Source organism: Streptomyces asoensis, assembly GCF_013085465.1.
Taxonomy (GTDB): Bacteria; Actinomycetota; Actinomycetes; order Streptomycetales; family Streptomycetaceae; genus Streptomyces; species Streptomyces cacaoi_A.
Genome location: NZ_CP049838.1, coordinates 8,099,753 through 8,118,624, shown reverse-complemented (window position 1 = coordinate 8,118,624; position 18,872 = coordinate 8,099,753). Strand labels below are relative to the sequence as shown.

Genomic DNA, 18,872 nt, shown 5'->3' with positions numbered 1-18,872 from the left:
CAGTTCCTCGGTACCCTCGACCGAACGGAGCTCCCTCGCAATGAAAGTCGCAGTCCTCGGCGCCGGTGCGATCGGCGCCTACGTCGGTGCAGCGCTCCACCGCGCCGGCGCCGACGTGCATCTCGTCGCCCGTGGACCGCATCTCGCGGCCATGAGGCGGGACGGGGTGCGGGTGCTCAGTCCTCGCGGCGACTTCACCGCCCGCGCCCACGCCACCGACGACCCGGGCGAGATCGGCCCGGTCGACGTCGTCTTCCTGGGCCTCAAGGCCAACTCGTACGCGGCGTGCGGGCCGCTGATCGAGCCCCTGCTGCACGACTCCACCGCGGTGGTCGCCGCCCAGAACGGCATCCCCTGGTGGTACTTCCACCGCCACGACGGCCCTTACGACGGGCTGCGTGTCGAGAGTGTGGATCCGGACGGCGCGGTCAGTGCGGTGATCGCGCCCGAACGGGCCGTCGGCTGCGTGGTCTACGCGGCCACCGAGCTCGAAGGGCCGGGCGTAGTACGCCACTTGGAAGGAACCCGGTTCTCCGTCGGTGAGCCCGACCGCAGTGTCTCGACCCGCTGTCTGGCCTTCAGCGAGGCCATGCAGGCCGGCGGGCTGAAATGCCCGGTGGAACCGGCTCTGCGCAACGACATCTGGCTCAAGCTGCTGGGCAACATCTCCTTCAATCCGATCAGCGCGCTGGCCCGCGCCACCATGCGGCAGATGTGCCTGCACGGCGGTACCCGCCAGGTCATCGAGACGATGATGCGCGAGACGCTCACGGTCGCCGAGGCCCTGGGCTGCGAGGTGGGCGTCTCGATCGAGCGTCGGCTCGCGGGCGCGGAGAGGGTCGGCGATCACCGCACCTCCACGCTCCAGGACCTGGAGCGCGGCAAGCCGCTCGAACTCGACGTACTCCTGGCGGCCGTCGTCGAGTTGGCGGAGATCACCGGCGTGGAAGTGCCCACCCTGCGCACCGTGCACGCCATCTCGGACCTGCTCGCACTGAGGAGCGCCGCATGATCGCTGGGGAGCACGCATGAGGAAACGCGACCGGACCCCGAAGACCTACACCCGGCTCACCCGACCGCTCATCAGGGACTCCCGCAACGAACCTTTTCGCGAGGCGAGTTGGGAAGAGGCGTTGGAGCGCACCGCGCGGGGCCTCCAGCGCAACCGCGGCGCGTTCGGCATGTTCTCCTGTGCCCGCGCGACCAACGAGATGAACTACGTGGCGCAGAAGTTCGCCCGGGTCGTCATGGGCACCAACAACGTCGATTCATGCAACCGGACCTGCCACGCGCCGAGCGTGGCCGGCCTGTCGGCCGCCTTCGGCTCCGGCGGCGGGACGTCGTCGTACGAGGAGATCGAGCACACCGACGTCATCGTGATGTGGGGGTCCAACGCGCGTTTCGCGCATCCGATCTTCTTCCAGCATGTGCTGAAGGGGGTCAGGAACGGCGCCCGGATGTACGCGGTCGACCCGCGCCGGACGTCCACCGCCGAGTGGGCGGACAGCTGGCTCGGACTCAACGTCGGCACGGACATCCCGATGGCGCACGCCATCGGCCGCGAGATCATCCACGCGGGCCTCGCCAACGAGGCGTTCGTGGAACGCGCGACCAGCGACTTCGAGGCGTACAAGGCGCTCGTGGAACCCTGGACACTGTCCCTCGCGGAAAAGGTGACAGGCGTACCGGCCGCTGCCATAAGGGAGTTGGCGCATGCCTATGCCCGCGCCGAGCGTGCCCAACTGTGCTGGACCCTCGGCATCACCGAGCACCACAACGGCACGGACAACGTGCGCGCGCTCATCAACCTCTCGCTGCTGACCGGGCACGTGGGCCGCTACGGCTCCGGCCTCCAGCCCCTGCGCGGGCAGAACAACGTCCAGGGCGGTGGCGACATGGGCGCGATCCCCAACCGCCTCCCCGGATTCCAGGACATCCTCGACCCCGATGCCCGGCTGAGGTTCGAGTCGGCCTGGGACACCGTCATCCAGCCGCACTACGGACTGAACCTCACGGAGATGTTCGAGGCGATGGAGGAAGGCTCGCTCAAGGCGGTCTATTGCATCGGCGAGAACCCGGCCCAGTCGGAGGCGGACAGCGAGCAGGCCGTACGCCGTATGCGGTCCCTCGACTTCCTCGTCGTGCAGGACATCTTCCTCACGAAGACCGCCGAGCTGGCGGACGTGGTACTGCCCGCCACAGCAGGCTGGGCGGAGACCGACGGCACAACCACCAACAGTGAGAGGCGAGTTCAGCGGGTACGGCGCGCCGTGACGCCGCCCGGCGAGGCGCGCGAGGACATCGACATCCTCTGCGACCTGGCGACACGGCTCGGTCACGAATGGAAGTACGCGGACGCCGAGGCCGTCTGGAACGAGCTCAGGTCGGTGTCCCCGGACCACTACGGGATGACGTACGACCGGCTGGAGAAGCATCAGGGCATCCAATGGCCGTGCCCGAGCACCGACGGCATCGAACCCGCCCATCTGCACGGCAGGTTGTGGGAGAGGGAGCCGGAACGGCGAGGCAGGCGCGCGCCGTTCGGGATCGTCCAGCACGATCCGCCGGTCGACCTCACGGACGAGGAGTACCCGATCAGACTGACGACCGGGCGGCGACTCGACTCCTACAACACCGGTGTGCAAAGCGGGAGTTTCGCCTCTCCCCTACGACGCGGCGAGTACGTCGAGCTGTGCCCGGAGGACGCCGAGCACTACGGGATCGTCGTCGGCGAGGAGGTCAGGGTGAGCTCACGGCGCGGGTCCGTGGTCGCCCCGGTGTGGATCGACACCGCCCTGCGGCCCGGGCTCGCCTTCATGACCATGCACTTTCCCGACGAGGTGGACACCAACCAGCTGACGATCGAGGCGAATTGCCCGATCGCGGGGACGGCGGAGTTCAAGGCGTCGGCGATCCGGATCGAGAAGCTCCCGGCCCCGACCTACGTGAGGTGATGTCGTGGACCTGCACTTCGGCGACAGCAAACCGACGGACGACGAACGGGCGGCCGTGGACGCCCTGTTCGGCCCACCGCAGTCCTCGTGGGAGGGCGCCGACCGTTCCGACGCGGACCTGCGGTGGGCGCGGGGCGGACGCGAGGCCCGGGACCGTCGCGACCTGCTGCTACCGGGGCTGCACGCGATCAACGACCGAATCGGCTGGATCAGCGAGGGCGCCCTCGACTACCTGTGCCGCCGCCTGACCGTGCCCCCGGCGGAGGCGTACGGCGTCGCCACCTTCTATGCGATGTTCTCGGTCGAGCCACGGCCGGCCACCGTGCTCCACGTGTGCACAGACCTCGCCTGCGCCGCCGCGGGCGCCTCCGGACTGTGTGCCGGGATCGAGTCACGCCTGGGGGTGGGCAGTGGGGTGTCCGTCGAGCGCAGCCCCTGCCTCGGCCTGTGCGAGCGCGCCCCGGCCGCGCTCGCGGTCAAGGCGGGCAATCCGGTGCGTACGGCGGTGTCGGCGCCGGCGAGCGTCGAGGCGGCCGTACTCGCCGCGAGCGCCCCCGACTCGGCGCCCGAGGAGCGGCCTGCGGCGGGCGCGGTGCCCCAGGCCGGGGACCCGTCGCTGATCCTGCTGAACCGGGTCGGCGTGGTCGATCCGTCGTCGCTCGACGACTACCGGGCTCACGGCGGCTACACGGCCCTGCGCCGCGCCTTCGCGCTCGGTCCCTCAGGGATCATCCGCGAGGTCACCGACTCCGGCCTGCTCGGTCGCGGCGGCGCCGCCTTCCCCACCGGCCGCAAGTGGCAGGCCACGGCGTCCCAGCCCGACCATCCGCACTACCTGGTGTGCAACGCGGACGAGTCCGAGCCGGGCACCTTCAAGGACCGCGTGCTCATGGAGGGCGACCCGTACGCGCTGGTGGAGGCGATGACGGTCGCGGCGTACGCGGTCGGCGCGCACAAGGGGTACCTGTACCTCCGCGGCGAGTATCCGCGCGCCCTGCACCGTATGCAATATGCGGTCGACTGTGCACGCGCTCGCGGTCTCCTCGGCGATGACATCCTCGGCCAGGGTTACGCCTTCGACATCGAGATCCGGCGGGGCGCCGGCGCGTACATCTGCGGCGAGGAGACGGCCCTGTTCAACTCCATCGAGGGGTACCGGGGCGAGCCCCGCTCGAAGCCTCCGTTCCCCGTGGAGAAGGGCCTGTTCGGCAAGCCGACGGTCGAGAACAACGTGGAGACACTGGTCAACGTCCTGCCGATCCTCACCATGGGCGCTCCGGCCTACGCGGCGATCGGCACGCCCAGGTCCACCGGCCCCAAGCTGTTCTGCGTGTCGGGCACCGTCGAGCACCCCGGCGTGTACGAACTCCCCTTCGGAGCGACGCTGGGTGAACTTCTCGCTCTCGCCGGGGTCCGCGAGAACTTGCGTGCCGTACTGCTCGGCGGCGCGGCCGGCGGCTTCGTACGGCCCGACGACCTGGACGTCCCGCTGACCTTCGAGGGCACCCGGGAGGCGGGCACGACGCTCGGTTCGGGGGTCGTGATGGCCTTCGACGACACCGTCCCGATGCCCCGACTGCTGTTGCGCATCGCCGAGTTCTTCCGGGACGAGTCGTGCGGGCAGTGCGTGCCCTGCCGGGTCGGGACCGTGCGGCAGGAGGAGGCGTTGCACCGGATCGTGGAGCGGACCGGCGCCGACGCCGCCGACGACATCGCCCTGCTGCGCGAGGTCGGCCGCGCCATGCGGGACGCCTCGATCTGCGGCCTGGGCCAGACCGCGTGGAACGCCGTGGAATCCGCCATCGACCGTCTGGGGGCGTACGAATGACCGCGACCGTCCGCACAGGAGCCGCCGTATGACCGCGATAGCGCTGGGGGTGCCGCGTCGGCTGGTGGAGTTCACGATCGACGGGCAGGAGGCCAGGGTTCCCGAGGGATCGACGATCCTCGACGCCTGCCGGGCCGCCGGGAAGGACGTCCCGACCCTGTGCCAGGGCGACACGCTCACCCCGAAGAACGCCTGCCGGGTCTGCGTCGTGGAGGTCGAGGGCTCTCGGACCCTGGTGCCGGCGTGCTCGCGCAGGGCGGAGCCCGGCATGGAGGTTCGCACCGACACCGAGCGCGCCCGGCACAGTCGCAAGATAGTTCTCGAGCTGCTCGCGTCCTCGGTCGACCTGTCCACGACACCAATGGTTGCGGGATGGATCAAGGAGTACGACGCGAAGCCGGATCGTTTCGGCCCCGCCGCGGCCCGGCTGAACGAGGAACCGAAGATCGACAACGATCTGTATGTACGCGATTACGACAAGTGCATCCTCTGCTACAAGTGCGTGGACGCCTGCGGTGACCAGTGGCAGAACACCTTCGCGATCTCTGTTTCGGGACGTGGTTTCGACGCCCGGATCGCCGTCGAGCACGACGCCCCGCTGACCGACTCGGCGTGCGTGTACTGCGGAAACTGCATCGAGGTGTGCCCGACCGGAGCGCTGTCGTTCAAGTCCGAGTACGACCGGCGAGTGGCCGGAAACTGGGACGAATCAGTTCAGACACAGACCACGACCGTATGCGCTTACTGCGGGGTGGGCTGCAACCTCACGCTCCATGTGCAGGACAATGAGATCGTGAAGGTCACCTCACCGCACGACAACCCGGTGACCCACGGGAATCTCTGCATCAAGGGCCGCTTCGGCTACCAGCACGTACAGAACCGGGGCTGATCACGACATGGGACGAGTCACCGAACGACGCAAGGTGATCCGCATCAGGGACGGGGTGGTCTCCGCCCGGCCGGACACCCTGGTCGCCGAGGAGCCACTGGAGATCCGGCTCAACGGCAAGCCGCTGGCCATCACCATGCGCACGCCCGGTGACGACTTCGCACTGGCGGCCGGTTTCCTGGTCAGCGAAGGCGTACTGGCCGCCGCATCCGATCTACTGAATATTGTCTACTGCGCGGGCGCAACGGTCGACGGCTCCAACACCTACAACATCGTGGACGTGCGGACGGCCCCCGGCGTGACGATGCCCGACATCACCCTCGAGCGGAACGTCTACACCACCTCCTCCTGCGGTCTGTGCGGCAAGGCGAGCCTGGACGCGGTCCGCACGACGGCCCGCTGGCCCATCGCCGACACTCCCCCGCTCCGGATCGCACCCGAACTGCTCGTGAGCCTCCCCGACCGGCTTCGCGCGGCCCAGCGAGTCTTCGACCGGACCGGGGGGCTCCACGCGGCGGCCCTGTTCTCCGAGGACGGCGAGCTGCTGGACGTACGCGAGGACGTGGGGCGGCACAACGCGGTCGACAAGCTGGTCGGCCGGGCCCTCCAGAGCGGGGAGCTACCCCTGTCGCGGACGATCCTGCTGGTGTCGGGGCGGGCCTCGTTCGAGCTGGCGCAGAAGGCCGTGATGGCGGGCATCCCGGTGCTCGCGGCGGTCTCGGCGCCCTCCTCCCTGGCCGTGGATCTGGCCGCGGAGACCGGGCTGACGCTGGTGGGCTTCCTGCGGGGCAGTTCCATGAACGTGTACGCGGGTGAGGACCGCATCACCCTGCGGACCGCGGCCGCCCAGGGCTGACCCGGTTCCCCGCGGCACGGCGGCGGGGCCCCGGCCGGCGGGGAGCGCCCCCTGCGCCGCAGGGGCCCCGCCTCAGTCGCTCGTGAATCGCACGTCGGTCGCGCGCGCCACGGTCCCCAGTCGAGGGAAGTCCAGCTTTACCGAAGCCTCGTGTTCGGCCCCGGTGAGAGCGGACATCGCGTCCTCGACGAAGACCAGTTCGTAACCGAGGTCGCCGGCGGCACGAGCCGTGGACTCGACACCGAGGTTGGTGGCGATGCCGCCGAACACGAGGGTCGTCACACCGTGTTCGCGGAGTCGATCGTCCAGGCCGGTCCCCTGGAAGGCGCCGATCGTCCGCTTGACGATCTCCAAGTCGCCGTCCTGGTGCAGCCCTTGGACCAACCCGCTGCCGGGCGGTTGCTCGGCGACGCCGGGGCGTTCGACGCGGACGAGCACGACGAGCGCGCCGGCCGAGCGGAACGCCGCAGCCAACTCCTCCGCGACAGACAGGACTTCGGTTCCCTTGCGGGGCTCCAGGGGCAACGCGACGATGCGGTCCATCAGATCGACGAGGACGAGGGCGCTGCGCGCGGGGACGAGTGGGAGAGCTTCGGTCATGACGGAACGTTATCCGCCGTCAGCCTTCCGTACCGGAAATCCGGATCAACATTCCCATGAAGTGGTCGCGTTCGGCGGCGGAGAGCGGGGCGAGCAGCGCCTCGTTCGCCTCCCGGGCAGCCTTCTCGCAGCGCCGGAGCACCCGTTGCCCCTCTTCGGTGAGTGACACCGCGTTCTTCCGGCGGTCGTTCGGATCCGGTTCGCGCACGGCGAGTCCCGCGGACTGTAGGTCGTTGAGGATGCCGACCAGGTCTTTCGGGTCCAGTCCGACACTGCGGCCGAGGTCGGCCTGGGCGACAGGGGCGAGGTCACGAACGGCGGAGAGCACCACGTGGTGCCACATCTTGATGCCCTCGACAGCGAGGGCTTCGGCCACCAGGGCGCGACCCCGGGCGGCAGCCCGGCCCAGGAGCCAGCTGGGCAACGAGCGAATGGCGGACAGGGGCGCTTCGGGCATGGTCACACCCTACCGATAATTCATTGGACGCCCCAATGAAACTCCGGATACCGTTGGGACTCCCAACGAGTTCTGGAGGTGCGATGCGCCGCGTCCGATACGGCTCCACCGGCGGCCCCCTGTTCCTGGAGGAGGTGCCTGTCCCCGAACCGGGTCCCGACGAACTCCTCTTGCGCTGCGAGGCGATAGGCGTCACCCTCCCCGTCGTCCGTAAGGTCGCGGAGGCCGCGGAACCGATTCCGCTCGGGGGCGAGCTCGCCGGCGAGGTGGTGGCCGTCGGGGGCGGGGTCACCCGATTCCGGGCCGGCGAGCGCGTGACCGGCCTGTGTTTCGGCCACGGCTACGCCGACTTCGCGCTCCTGCACGAGGTCATGGCCTCCCCCGTCCCGGACGACGCCGACGCGGTCGGCGCGGTCGCCCTGGTGCGCAGCGGCCTGGTCGCGCTGGGTGCCCTCACCGCCGCGCGACCCGAACCCGGCGAGGCGGCCCTCGTCACCGCCGCGGCGAGCGGGGTCGGCCACCTCGCCGTGCAGCTCGCACGGACACGCGGCGCGACCCGCGTCGTGGGCGCCGTGTCCGACCCCGCGAAGTCCGACTTCGTGAGGGCACTGGGCGCCGACGACGTGGTCACCTACGACCAGGACGACTGGGGCGTCCGCGTCGACTACGCCCTCGACGCGGTCGGCGGCGAGCTGCTCACGCCCGCCATCGCGTCCCTCGCGCCCGGCGGACGACTCGTGGCGTACAGCTCCGGCGGCGGGACGATCCAGGCGTACGACCTGCTGGTGGGCGCCAAGTCCGTGATCGGCTTCCAGATGGCCCACATCGCACGCGGGAAGCCGGAGTTGTACGAGCGGTGGCGCCGAGAACTGTGGCACCTGTTCGAGGACGGGGCGCTCAAGCCGGTCGTGCACAAGAAGTTCGCCCTGGAGGACGCCGCCGATGCGCACGCGACGATCGAGTCACGGGCCAATTTGGGCAAGGTCGTTCTGGTGCCGTGAGCTGAGGTCGACGGAAGCCCGGACGCGGTCGACCGCACATTGCATACTGTCGCCCACGGACCGCCGCCGACTGTCTACAGGCGACCGGCGACCGGCGACCGGCGACCGGCGACCGGCGACCGGCGACCGGCGACCGGCGACCGGCGACCGGCGACCGGCGACAATCTCACGACGCCGCTGCCGGCGCCCTCTCGTCGACAGGTTCCCGGGACGCTTCCAGCGGATCCCTCGCCCGGCGTTTGGCGATGACCGCGCACACCATCAGCTGCATCTGATGGAAGAGCATCAGCGGCAGCACCGCCAGGGACGCATGCGCGCCGAACAGGACGCTTGCCATCGGCAGCCCGGAGGCGAGGGACTTCTTGGAGCCCGCGAACTGGATGGCGATGCGATCCTCGCGGTTGAACCGCAGCGCCTTGCTGCCGTACCAGGTCAGGACGAGCATCACCGCGAGCAGCACGGCCTCGACTATGAGCAGCCCACCCAGCCGTACGGCGCTCACCTGGTGCCAGATGCCCTGGACCATGCCCTCGCTGAACGCCGTGTAGACGACCAGGAGGATCGAGCCTCGGTCGACGAGCCCGAGCACCTTCTTGTGCCGGGTGACGAACCCGCCGATCCAACGGCGCAGCAGCTGTCCCGCGACGAACGGCACGAGCAGTTGCACCACGATCTCGACCAGCGAGTCAGCGGAGAAGCCACCGCCGCTGCTGCCGAGCAGGGCCGCCGCGAGCAGCGGGGTGACGACGATGCCGACCAGCGAGGAGAAGGAGCCCGCACAGATCGCGGCGGGCACGTTGCCCCGGGCGATGGAGGTGAAGGCGATCGACGACTGGACGGTCGACGGCACGAGGGTGAGGAAGAGCAGCCCCTGGTAGAGCGGGTGGGTGAGGAGCACTGGAACAAGGCCGCGCGCGGCCAGGCCCAGCAGCGGGAAGATCAGGAAGGTGCAGGCCAGGACGGTCACGTGGAGCCGCCAGTGCTTCAGCCCGTCCAGCGCCTCGCGGGTGGAGAGCCGGGCACCGTAGAGGAAGAAGAGGAAGGCGATCGCGGCCGTGGAAGCGCCCGAGGCCACGTCGGCGGCGGCACCGCGCGCCGGGAGCAGCGCCGCGAACCCGACGGTGCCGAGCAACAGCAGGATGTAGGGGTCGACCGGCATCCAACTCGGCCAGTGCAGGCGTTTCACGGTGCTCCACGTGCGGTTCGATGGGCGTGCGCAGGGGCTCGGAGAGCCCCTCCCCATCGTCCTCCTCCGTATCGTGATCGGGAATCCGGTATACCGCTTTCACTGTCATCACACATCGCGATAACAAAGCGCTGAAGGGCTACTGTGGCGGGCGTGTACGAGCCCTCCCATCTGCGTACTTTCCTCGCCGTCGCCCAGACCCTGAGCTTCACGCAGGCCGCGCGGCGGCTCGGACTGCGTCAGTCCACGGTCAGCCAGCACGTACGACGCCTCGAGGACGCGACCGGGCGGGCGCTGTTCACCCGGGACACGCACTCCGTGGAGCTGACGGAGGACGGCGAGGCGATGCTCGGGTTCGCGCGCCGGATCCTGGACGTCCACGAGCAGGCCTCGGCGTTCTTCACCGGCACCCGGCTGCGTGGCCGGCTGCGCTTCGGCGCCTCCGAGGACTTCGTACTGACCCGGCTGCCAGAGATCCTGGAGGGCTTCCGCTACGACCATCCCGAGGTCGACCTCGAACTGACGGTGGAACTGTCGGGCACCCTGCACGAGCAGCTCGCCGCCGGGAAACTGGACCTGGTGCTGGCCAAGAGACGCCCCGAGGATCCTCGGGGGGAGTTGGTGTGGCACGACGGCCTGGTGTGGATCGGCGCTGAGCGGCTGCGTCTGGACGCCGACCGCCCGGTCCCGCTCATCGTGTTCCCGCCTCCTGGCATCACCCGCGCCCTGGCCCTGGAAGCGCTGGAACGTCAGGGGCGGGCCTGGCGGATCGTATGCACGAGCGGCAGCCTCAACGGCCTCATCGCGGCGGCCCGGGCCGGCCTCGGCGTGATGGCCCACTCGCGAGGCCTGATCCCGCCGGGCCTGGTGCGGATCCCGGAACGGGCTGGGCTGCCGGAGCTGGGGCAGGTCGACTTCGTGCTGGTGCACGGGCGCAGACGCACCTCGGCCCAGGGTGCCGCGGACGCACTGGCGGCGGCGATCCTGGCGGGCGGCGACCGGCTGCACCGACGGGTGACAGGACCCGGTCGACGGCTCGACCTGCCGGGAGGCGGCGCCGGCTGAATGTCCGGCACACCGCATGCGGCATGCGGCATGCCGTGTCCGGTATGCAATGTGTCGCATATTGCATACCGAATTCCACATACCGACGACGGCAGCCCGCCCCTACGCCCACTGCCTACCGCCTACCGCCTACCGCCTACCGCCTACCGCCTACCGCCTACCGCCCAGCCTGCTGATACGTCAGCTGCTTCACCCGCCGCATGAACGGCGTCGTCTCCACGTGCTGGACGCCCTCCAGGCGCCCCAGAGGCCCGCTGAGGTAGGCATAGAGGCCCGCCGTGCCCCGAACCACCGCCGTGACGACGATGTGGGAGGGGCCGGCCGTGGCCGAGGCGAAGGCGATCTCGTCGTGGGTGGCGAGCGCCTGCCCGACCGCGTGCATGGCGGCGGGCGCCGTGGTGATCCACAGGACGGCGGCGAGGGGGTAGCCGAGGAACTCGGAGTGGTACTCGACGTCGATGTAGACGGCACCCGAAGCGAGCAGTGCGGCCAGGCGGCGTTTGACGGCGGACTCGGAGCGGCCGGTGGCGCGTTGGAGTTCGGGATAGGTGGCGCGGCCGTCGCGTTCCAACACAGCGAGCAGAGGTTCGTCCTCGGGTTCGATACGGGCCGGCCCCGCCGTCGCGTTCGCCTCGTGGCGCGGCGTGAGGACAGCGATCTGCTCTTTGTCCAGTACACCGAACTTCCGCAACCAACCGGTCGGCCCGCCGTAGAAGCGGTGGAGGAGTTGCTGGGCGCGGATCTCCACGACGCTCGGGGTGCGCGGGAGCTTGCCGAGGAGCAGGTCGTCGTGGTCGCCGGGATGGCGGGGCCGGGTCATGCAGACGATCTCGGTGCCGCCTGAGCCCAGCCCGATCCAGTAGGTGTCGGGGCGTTTGGCGAGCGCGTCGGCGATGACCGTGGCGCTGTCGGGAACGCAGCGCAGGCGCAGCATCCACTGGTCCTGGCCGAGGCGTTCCGCGTCCCGGACGGCGACGACCCTCAGGCCGGCCTCGGCGCTGAGCCGGCGGTAGCGACGCGCGACCGTCTGGTCCGAGACGCCCAGGACCCCGCCGATCTTGCTGAAGGAGGCCCGCCCGTCCACCTCCAGCGCCGCGAGCAACCGGAGGTCCAGTCCGTCCAGCGTGCCGTGGGCGTGGAATTCCATCTCCACCGACCTCTCTCCGTCGGATTCCGTCGACAGCGCACCGGATACCACGGTGATCGGCCGCGTCTCGTCCATCGTACGGAGCGCTTCGCATCCATCGCAGAGGAAATATCGAGGAGTGGGACATGCGCACATGGGGGCCGCTGACAGCGGTGTGCCTGGGCACGTTCATGTTGTTGCTGGACGTGACGATCGTGATCGTGGCGCTGCCGGACATGGCGCGGGCGTTGCACGCCTCGTTGAGCGATCTGCAATGGGTCGTCGACGGGTACGCGCTCGCGCTGGCCGCGCTGCTGTTGGGGGCCGGGGCCACCGCCGACATCCTGGGGCGCCGCCGGGCGCACGTGGTGGGGGTGGTGGTGTTCGCGACGGCGTCGCTGCTGTGCGGGCTGGCGAGCGGGCCGGACACCCTCGTCGCCGCTCGGGCACTTCAGGGGGTGGGAGCGGCCGCGATGCTGGCGACGACGTTGCCGCTGCTCGGCTCGGTCTACCAGGGCCGACAACGGTCGGCTGCCCTCGGCGTGTGGGGCGCGGTGAGCGGCGCGGCCGCGGCGGTCGGGCCGGTGCTGGGCGGGCTGCTGGCCGAGGGGCCCGGCTGGCGATGGATCTTCTATGTGAACCTGCCGGTGAGTGTGGTCGCGGTGTGGCTGACGCTGAAGGCGGTGCCGGAGTCCAGGGGGCCGCGCGGGATGCGGGTCGACTGGGCGGGCACGGCGACCTTCGCGGTCTTCGCGGGCGGGACGGCGTACGCCGTCGTGCGGGCCGGTGAGGACGGCTGGACGGCGTCGGCGACGCTGACCTCGTTCGGGCTCGCCGCACTCGCGCTGGTGTGCTTCGTGCTGGCGGAGCGGCGGGCGGCGCATCCGCTGCTCGACCTGTCGCTGCTGCGCAGGCCCGCGTTCGTGGGGGTGATGGTGGGCGCGCTCGCCTTCAACGGCGTGGCGTTCGGAGTGACGCCGTACCTGTCCATCTGGATGCAGACGCTGCTGGGGATGAGTCCGGTGCGCGGTGGACTCACGCTGCTGCCGATGACGGTGGCGGCCATGGTCACGGCGGTCGTGGTGGGCAAGCGGTTCCACGGCGTTCCTGCGCGGCTGACCATCGGCGGCGGACTCCTGCTGATCGGCGCGGGCTGTTTCTGCCAGGCCGTGCTCGGCGCCGGTTCGGACTGGACGGCGTTGGTGCCCGGGTTCGTGTTGGTGGGCATAGGAACCGGTTTCGTCGCGCCTACCGTCGCAGGGGCCGCGCTGGCCGCGGTGGAACCGGCGCGGGCCGGCATGGCGGGCGGAGCCGTGAACACCGTTCGGCAGCTCGGGTACGCCCTCGGGGTGGCGGTCTTCGGCACCGTGGTGACCTCCCGGATGACCGACACCCTCCCGCACGACGCTTCCCACGCGCTGGCGGGCGGTGGCGCCGGTGCGCTGCGGGGCACGTTCTCCGAGCACACCCTGCGGTCCGCGTTCGCCTCCGGGCTCGACGCGGCGCTGGTGACGGCGGGCTGCGCGGGCCTGGTCGCCGCGGCGCTCGTCCTCGTCCTGGTCAGGCCGCCGCGCGTGGCCGTGGCCGGAACGACGGAAACGGATACGACCGCGCTGTCGAAGGAAGGGGCGGCTCCCCGGCCGTGACGGCGCCCCCGCCCGTGATCTCGGCAGGGGTTGAGCGGCGCGGGCGGTGACGGGCCTCGGAAGGCGCGGGCAGAGTAAGCGGTACGGGCAGATTCGGTGGAGATTACGGTGCCGAAACTTACTCTTCCGTCAGTTTTCTGTCCGACCCTTCCCCATGTGAGCCCATTTTCCGGCACTGACCAGCGCAGACGAGAGCATCACTCGTTTTCCGCCCCCCTCCCCTCCCGTCGCCGGGTGGGGTAGCTTTCACGGCGCTGTGCGGCCATGAGAAGCGGGGTGCGGGTTTGCGCGAGTTCACCAACCCTCCGTTGGCGTTGGCACCGCCGGTGGGCGGTCTGGCCGACGTCGTGTTCCGGCACGCCCAGGAGGACCCGCACTACGTCGCTCTCGGCCGCAAGGACGAGGGGGGCGAGTGGCGGGACGTGACCGCCGGTGAGTTCCGCGACGAGGTCCTCGCCCTTGCCAAGGGTCTCCTCGCGCAGGGCATCCGCTTCGGCGACCGCGTCGCGATCATGTCCCGCACCCGCTACGAGTGGACGCTCTTCGACTTCGCCCTGTGGACGATCGGCGCCCAGGTGATACCGGTCTACTCGACCTCCTCGGCCGAGCAGTGTTTCTGGATGCTCTACGACGCCGAGTGCACGGCCGCGATCGTCGAGCACGAGGACCACGCGATGACGATCGCCACCGTCATCGACCGCCTCCCCCGACTGCGGCAGCTGTGGCAGCTGGACTCGGGCTGCGTGCAGGAGCTGTACGACGCCGGCGCCGCCATCGAGGACGACGTGGTGCACCGGCACCGGGAAGCGGTTACCCCCGACTCGACCGCGACGATCATCTATACCTCGGGTACGACGGGCCGGCCCAAGGGCTGTGTCATCTCGCACGGCAACTTCATGTTCGAGGCGGACACCGTCATCGAGCGCTGGGAGCCGGTGTTCCACTCCAAGAAGGGCGACGAGGCGGCGACCCTGCTGTTCCTGCCGCTCGCGCACGTCTTCGGGCGGATGGTGCAGATCGCCGCGATCCGCGGCAAGGTCCGTTTCGGCCACCAGCCCCAGCTGCACGCGGCCGCCCTGCTCCCCGACCTGGCCGCTTTCAGACCGTCGTTCTTCCTGGCCGTGCCGTACATCTTCGAGAAGGTCTTCAACGCGGCCCGCCGCAAAGCGGAGCGGGAAGGCAAGGCGGGACCGTTCGAGAAGGCCGTCGACGTGGCCGTGAACTACGCCGAGGCGGTCGAGGCGAAGGCGTGGGGCATCGGGCCCGGCCCTTCGGCGGGTCTGCGTATGCAGCACCAGCTGTTCGACAAGCTCGTCTACTCCAAGGTGCGCGCGGCGATGGGCGGCCGGGTGCGGCACGCCATGTCCGGCGGCTCGGCCATGGACCGCAAGCTCGGCCTGTTCTTCGCCGGCGCGGGGGTGCAGATCTACGAGGGCTACGGCCTGACCGAGACGACGGCGGCCGCGACCGCCAACCCCCCCGGACGCACCAGGTACGGCACGGTCGGCCAGGCCATCCCCGGCATGACCGTGCACATCGCGGACGACGGCGAGATCTGGCTGCGCGGCGGAAACGTGTTCCAGGGCTATCTCAACAATCCCAAGGCCACCGACGAGACCCTGCACGACGGCTGGCTGGCCACCGGCGACCTGGGATCACTCGACGAAGACGGTTACCTCACCATTACCGGCCGCAAGAAGGAGATCCTGGTGACCTCCGGCGGCAAGAGCGTCTCGCCGGGGCTGTTGGAGGAGCGGGTACGTGATCATCCGCTGGTCAACCAGTGCATCGTCGTCGGCAACGACCGGCCGTTCGTCGCCGCCCTCGTCACCCTCGACCAGGAGGCCGTCGAGCACTGGCTTCAGATGCGCAACAAACCGCAGCTGACGCCGGTCGAGCTGGTGAGCGACCCGGATCTGGAGGCGGAGGTGCGCCGATCCGTCGTAGCGGCCAACACGCTGGTTTCGAAGGCCGAGTCGATCCGCACCTTCCGCATCCTCGCCCAGCCCTTCACGGAGGAGCACGGACTGCTGACCCCGTCGCTGAAGCTGAAGCGCAAAGCGATCGAAAACGCTTACGCGAACGAGGTCGACGCGCTGTACCGCTCGTAAGGTTTCCGACGGCGGCGTGAAACACGTTTCCGACGTGCTCCCGACACGGGCGAGGCGGGCTCTCGAAACCGGCTCCCGAGACGAATTCGGGGGTCAGGAATGCATCACTCGCCGTGATCGTTGACGATGGGAGTACCACTTTGACGGACAACCGAAGGATCAAGAGCTCGTGAGCAGCAAGGTCCCCCCGATCATCCTCAACAACGGCGTGGAGATGCCCCAGCTGGGCTTCGGTGTCTGGCAGGTGCCGGACGACGAGGCGGAGCAGGCGGTCGCCACCGCGCTGGAGGCCGGGTACCGCAGCATCGACACAGCGGCGATCTACGGCAACGAGGAGGGCACCGGCAAGGCCATCACCTCCTCCGGCGTGCCCCGCAAGGACATCTTCGTCACCACCAAGCTCTGGAACAGCGACCACGGGTACGACTCGACGCTCCGCGCGTTCGACACCTCGCTGGAGAAGCTCGGCCTGGACTACCTGGACCTGTACCTCATCCACTGGCCGCTGCCCTCCCGCGACGGCTACGTGGACACGTACAAGGCGTTCGAGAAGCTCCTCGCGGACGGCCGGGTGCGGGCCATCGGCGTGTCGAACTTCCTGCCCGAGCATCTGGAGCGGCTGATCGGCGAGACGTCGGTCATCCCGGCCGTCAACCAGATCGAGCTGCACCCGCACCTCCAGCAGCACGCCTCGCGCGAGTTCCACGCGGAGCAGGGCATCGCCACCGAGGCCTGGTCCCCGCTCGGGCAGGGCAAGGGCCTCCTCGAGGTCCCGGCGATCGTGGCCATCGCCCAGAAGCACAACCGCACCCCGGCACAGGTCGTGCTGCGCTGGCACCTCCAGCTCGGCAACGTCGTGATCCCGAAGTCCGTGACGCCGTCGCGGATCAAGGAGAACATCGACGTGTTCGACTTCAGCCTGGACACCGAGGACCTGGCGGCGATCAGCGCCCTCAACGAGGACCGGCGCATCGGTCCGGACCCGGCGACGTTCGACGTCGGCTGAGTTTCCCCGCACGCGTCGAGGGCGCCCCCCGCTCGGGGGGGGCGCCCTCGACGCGTCGGCAGGCTCGTCAGTTGGGCTGCCCGATCGGTCGTACGACGACGGTGTTGATGTCGACGCCCGCCGGCTGCCCGATGGCCCACACGACGGAGTCGGCGATCTGGTCGGCGGTCAGCAGGTGCCCGGGCGGCAGGCTGCCGTAACTGTCCCAGAAGGGGGTCTCCACCCGGCCGGGCGCGATCAGCGTCACGCCGACACCCCACTCGGTGACCTGGCGGCGGGTGTTCTCCGCGAGGCCGGTCACCGCCCACTTCGTCGCCCCGTAGAGGTTGCCCGGGGTGGGCACGAAGCCGGCGACACTGCCGACCAGCACGATCCGTCCCCGGGACTCCTTCAGCGCGTCGATCGACGCCCGGATGAGGAGCGCGGGGCCGAGTACGTTCGTCAGGACCATGTCGGTCCACCCGGCCGGGTCACCCTCGGCGACCGAGTCATGGGTGGCGGTCCCCGCGTTGGCGACGACTGTATCCAGTCGACCGTACGCCTCGAGCGTACGGTCGACCGCCGACTGTACACAGTCGTAGTCGGCCGCGTTCCCGGCCACCGTCAGCAACCCCTTCGGCTCACCGAGTTCCGCGGCGAAGGAGCGCAGCCGCTCCTCGCCGCGGCCGGTGACCGTGACCCGGTACCCGGCGTCCAGCAGCTGTCGCGCGACGGCGGCGCCGATACCGCTGCCACCGCCGGTGATCAGTGCGACCGGAGAATCCGAAGTGCCCGATACGTTGCTCATGGTGTGCCCCCCCCATTGCGTCGGCTGCGCGTGCTGGCCGCGTACGTCGGCTGGGTTGTGTTGCTCGTTGCTCGACGTACGGTGCGCGGCACGCAGTCCATCACTTGGAGCGCTCTCCAAGTCAAGTCCTGTCAGGCCGACTTGACCACCGGGCCGTCTACTGGACCGGCTTCACCGCCGTGTGCACGGTATGCGCCGCGAGCACGAACACGTCCGTCCTGCGGTGCACGCCCGCCTCGTCCTGCGGGTCGAGCAGCCGGTCCAGCACAGCCCGGTCGTCGGCGCCGAGGGTGTCACCGAAGACGTCCCGCAGCCGCGACAGGAACGCGGCGATGTAGGCGCGGGCCCGGTCGGAGGCGGGCGCGGGCAGATCGAGCAGGAAGCTGCGGGAGCGGGCATGCTTCAGACCGGCCGCGCCGAGCAACGCCGTCCAGTCCTCGGCCTCCTCGACGGAGCCGGGCAGGTCGGCCCTCATCCGCGCGAACCACTCCTCCTGTAGCGCGTCGAGCCGTGCTTCCAGGCCGGGTCGCCCGAAGCCGAGGTCTCGCGGCAGGAACCGGGCCGGCAGACCGCCCTCCATGATCGCCAGCGTGCCGCCGGGCGCGAGGCGCTCCGCGAAGGCGGCCAGAGCGGCGCGCTGGTCGCCCAGGTGATGCAGACTGCGGCTGGCCCACAGCAGATCGGCCGGGTAGTCCAAATCGGTGAGCACATCGGGGAGTTCACCGGCCAAGGTGTCGAAACGGTCGCCGAACCCGAGCCGGTCGGCTCGCTGCTGCGCCCGCTCCAGCAGTGGCGCGGAACCGTCGACCGCCGTGACCCGCGCACCGGAGAACGTCTCGGCGAACAGACAGGAGACGACCCCGGGGCCACTGCCCACGTCCACGATCAGCCCCGGCTCGGTCACCTCCTTCCCGAGCCAGGACAGGGCCCGCTCGTACAGGGGCGTGAACAGTTCGGCCTGGGCTTCGAGATGCGGGGCCATCTCGGCCCAGTCGATGTCGGTGCCGTCGCCGTGACCGTGGTCGTGGCCATGCGCAGGGCCGGGGGTGTGGCCTTGGCCCGGGGCGTGCTGGTCGCCGTGGGACTCGTGCGGGTGGTGCGCCATGGTGTCAGCCTCTCGTCCGGTGTGCCGTCAGCGTGCGCCGACGCACCGGTCCGGGGCCACCTTTGTTGCCGGTGCGGCAAAAAACGGGATGCTGACGGCAAGCCGGATCGCGCCTGTCCGGCCGCTCCCGACGAGCTGGAGCGACCGGACAGGAACTGCTCGCCGGTGGAGTTCGCGACCGCCGGGGTCGGTCCGGCCCGGGAGGGCCGACCACCGACCCCGACGGATCACCGTCGCCTCACCTCACTGCCGTGC

General features: G+C 70.0%; 16 protein-coding genes. 10 read left to right on the top strand and 6 right to left on the bottom strand.

The window, feature by feature from the left end; translation table 11 throughout:
- Positions 1-40: 40 nt before the first annotated feature.
- The 5 genes from G9272_RS36245 to fdhD are packed head-to-tail and all read left to right on the top strand — an operon-like array spanning position 41 to position 6,527.
- Positions 41-1,012 carry a 2-dehydropantoate 2-reductase gene (locus G9272_RS36245; RefSeq protein WP_171400443.1) on the top strand — a complete coding sequence of 324 codons (972 nt, stop codon included), beginning with the start codon at positions 41-43 and terminating at the stop codon, positions 1,010-1,012.
- 16 nt (positions 1,013-1,028) lie between these two features.
- Positions 1,029-2,954, top strand: a complete 1,926-nt coding sequence (locus tag G9272_RS36240) for a molybdopterin oxidoreductase family protein (protein ID WP_171400442.1) — start codon at positions 1,029-1,031, stop codon at positions 2,952-2,954.
- A gap of 4 nt (positions 2,955-2,958) precedes the next feature.
- Positions 2,959-4,782 (top strand): NAD(P)H-dependent oxidoreductase subunit E, encoded by a 1,824-nt coding sequence (locus tag G9272_RS36235; RefSeq protein WP_171400441.1) that lies wholly within the window; start codon positions 2,959-2,961, stop codon positions 4,780-4,782.
- Between the two features lie 28 nt (positions 4,783-4,810).
- A complete protein-coding gene (locus G9272_RS36230) occupies positions 4,811-5,671 on the top strand; it encodes a 2Fe-2S iron-sulfur cluster-binding protein (protein WP_171400440.1) in 861 nt (286 codons plus the stop codon).
- 7 nt (positions 5,672-5,678) lie between these two features.
- A complete protein-coding gene (gene fdhD / locus G9272_RS36225) occupies positions 5,679-6,527 on the top strand; it encodes a formate dehydrogenase accessory sulfurtransferase FdhD (protein ID WP_171400439.1) in 849 nt (282 codons plus the stop codon).
- Between the two features lie 72 nt (positions 6,528-6,599).
- On the opposite strand, the gene G9272_RS36220 is transcribed toward fdhD, so the two are convergent.
- Positions 6,600-7,127 carry an isochorismatase family protein gene (locus G9272_RS36220; RefSeq protein WP_171400438.1) on the bottom strand — a complete coding sequence of 176 codons (528 nt, stop codon included), beginning with the start codon at positions 7,125-7,127 and terminating at the stop codon, positions 6,600-6,602.
- A gap of 19 nt (positions 7,128-7,146) precedes the next feature.
- Positions 7,147-7,584 (bottom strand): MarR family winged helix-turn-helix transcriptional regulator, encoded by a 438-nt coding sequence (locus tag G9272_RS36215; protein WP_171400437.1) that lies wholly within the window; start codon positions 7,582-7,584, stop codon positions 7,147-7,149.
- An 83-nt stretch (positions 7,585-7,667) separates the two neighbouring features.
- Between G9272_RS36215 and G9272_RS36210 the strand changes: the two genes are divergently transcribed.
- The gene (locus tag G9272_RS36210) at positions 7,668-8,585 is read left to right on the top strand and encodes a quinone oxidoreductase family protein (protein WP_171400436.1); all 918 of its coding nucleotides are present in this window, start codon (positions 7,668-7,670) and stop codon (positions 8,583-8,585) included.
- A 166-nt stretch (positions 8,586-8,751) separates the two neighbouring features.
- On the opposite strand, the gene G9272_RS36205 is transcribed toward G9272_RS36210, so the two are convergent.
- Positions 8,752-9,744: a bile acid:sodium symporter family protein gene (locus tag G9272_RS36205; RefSeq protein WP_171402324.1), complete on the bottom strand. Its 993-nt coding sequence runs from the start codon at positions 9,742-9,744 to the stop codon at positions 8,752-8,754.
- A 180-nt stretch (positions 9,745-9,924) separates the two neighbouring features.
- Between G9272_RS36205 and G9272_RS36200 the strand changes: the two genes are divergently transcribed.
- Positions 9,925-10,836 carry a LysR substrate-binding domain-containing protein gene (locus G9272_RS36200; protein ID WP_171400435.1) on the top strand — a complete coding sequence of 304 codons (912 nt, stop codon included), beginning with the start codon at positions 9,925-9,927 and terminating at the stop codon, positions 10,834-10,836.
- A 157-nt stretch (positions 10,837-10,993) separates the two neighbouring features.
- On the opposite strand, the gene G9272_RS36195 is transcribed toward G9272_RS36200, so the two are convergent.
- Positions 10,994-11,983 carry an Lrp/AsnC family transcriptional regulator gene (locus G9272_RS36195; RefSeq protein ID WP_171400434.1) on the bottom strand — a complete coding sequence of 330 codons (990 nt, stop codon included), beginning with the start codon at positions 11,981-11,983 and terminating at the stop codon, positions 10,994-10,996.
- Between the two features lie 125 nt (positions 11,984-12,108).
- On the opposite strand from G9272_RS36195, the gene G9272_RS36190 reads away from it, so the two are divergent.
- The 3 genes from G9272_RS36190 (at position 12,109) to G9272_RS36180 (ending at position 16,725) form a co-directional block, all read left to right on the top strand.
- On the top strand, positions 12,109-13,608 hold the full coding sequence (locus G9272_RS36190) for an MFS transporter (RefSeq protein ID WP_171400433.1): 1,500 nt from the start codon (positions 12,109-12,111) through the stop codon (positions 13,606-13,608).
- Between the two features lie 284 nt (positions 13,609-13,892).
- A complete protein-coding gene (locus G9272_RS36185) occupies positions 13,893-15,719 on the top strand; it encodes an AMP-dependent synthetase/ligase (protein WP_171400432.1) in 1,827 nt (608 codons plus the stop codon).
- A gap of 169 nt (positions 15,720-15,888) precedes the next feature.
- Positions 15,889-16,725: an aldo/keto reductase gene (locus G9272_RS36180; protein ID WP_171400431.1), complete on the top strand. Its 837-nt coding sequence runs from the start codon at positions 15,889-15,891 to the stop codon at positions 16,723-16,725.
- A gap of 67 nt (positions 16,726-16,792) precedes the next feature.
- Here G9272_RS36180 and G9272_RS36175 read toward each other — a convergent pair whose 3' ends face one another.
- Positions 16,793-17,512 carry an SDR family oxidoreductase gene (locus G9272_RS36175; RefSeq protein ID WP_171400430.1) on the bottom strand — a complete coding sequence of 240 codons (720 nt, stop codon included), beginning with the start codon at positions 17,510-17,512 and terminating at the stop codon, positions 16,793-16,795.
- Positions 17,513-17,669: 157 nt separating this feature from the next.
- Positions 17,670-18,617 (bottom strand): class I SAM-dependent methyltransferase, encoded by a 948-nt coding sequence (locus G9272_RS36170; RefSeq protein WP_171400429.1) that lies wholly within the window; start codon positions 18,615-18,617, stop codon positions 17,670-17,672.
- Positions 18,618-18,872: the final 255 nt, after the last annotated feature.

What these genes read in the sequence shown, in the direction of transcription:
- G9272_RS36210 (WP_171400436.1), top strand. Translation starts at nt 7,668, where the DNA reads ATGCGCCGCGTCCGATACGGCTCCACCGGCGGCCCCCTGTTCCTGGAG.
- G9272_RS36215 (WP_171400437.1), bottom strand. Translation starts at nt 7,584, where the DNA reads ATGCCCGAAGCGCCCCTGTCCGCCATTCGCTCGTTGCCCAGCTGGCTC.
- G9272_RS36245 (WP_171400443.1), top strand. Translation starts at nt 41, where the DNA reads ATGAAAGTCGCAGTCCTCGGCGCCGGTGCGATCGGCGCCTACGTCGGT.
- fdhD (WP_171400439.1), top strand. Translation starts at nt 5,679, where the DNA reads ATGGGACGAGTCACCGAACGACGCAAGGTGATCCGCATCAGGGACGGG.
- G9272_RS36240 (WP_171400442.1), top strand. Translation starts at nt 1,029, where the DNA reads ATGAGGAAACGCGACCGGACCCCGAAGACCTACACCCGGCTCACCCGA.
- G9272_RS36230 (WP_171400440.1), top strand. Translation starts at nt 4,811, where the DNA reads ATGACCGCGATAGCGCTGGGGGTGCCGCGTCGGCTGGTGGAGTTCACG.
- G9272_RS36170 (WP_171400429.1), bottom strand. Translation starts at nt 18,617, where the DNA reads ATGGCGCACCACCCGCACGAGTCCCACGGCGACCAGCACGCCCCGGGC.
- G9272_RS36220 (WP_171400438.1), bottom strand. Translation starts at nt 7,127, where the DNA reads ATGACCGAAGCTCTCCCACTCGTCCCCGCGCGCAGCGCCCTCGTCCTC.
- G9272_RS36195 (WP_171400434.1), bottom strand. Translation starts at nt 11,983, where the DNA reads ATGGAATTCCACGCCCACGGCACGCTGGACGGACTGGACCTCCGGTTG.
- G9272_RS36205 (WP_171402324.1), bottom strand. Translation starts at nt 9,744, where the DNA reads ATGCCGGTCGACCCCTACATCCTGCTGTTGCTCGGCACCGTCGGGTTC.
- G9272_RS36190 (WP_171400433.1), top strand. Translation starts at nt 12,109, where the DNA reads ATGCGCACATGGGGGCCGCTGACAGCGGTGTGCCTGGGCACGTTCATG.
- G9272_RS36175 (WP_171400430.1), bottom strand. Translation starts at nt 17,512, where the DNA reads ATGAGCAACGTATCGGGCACTTCGGATTCTCCGGTCGCACTGATCACC.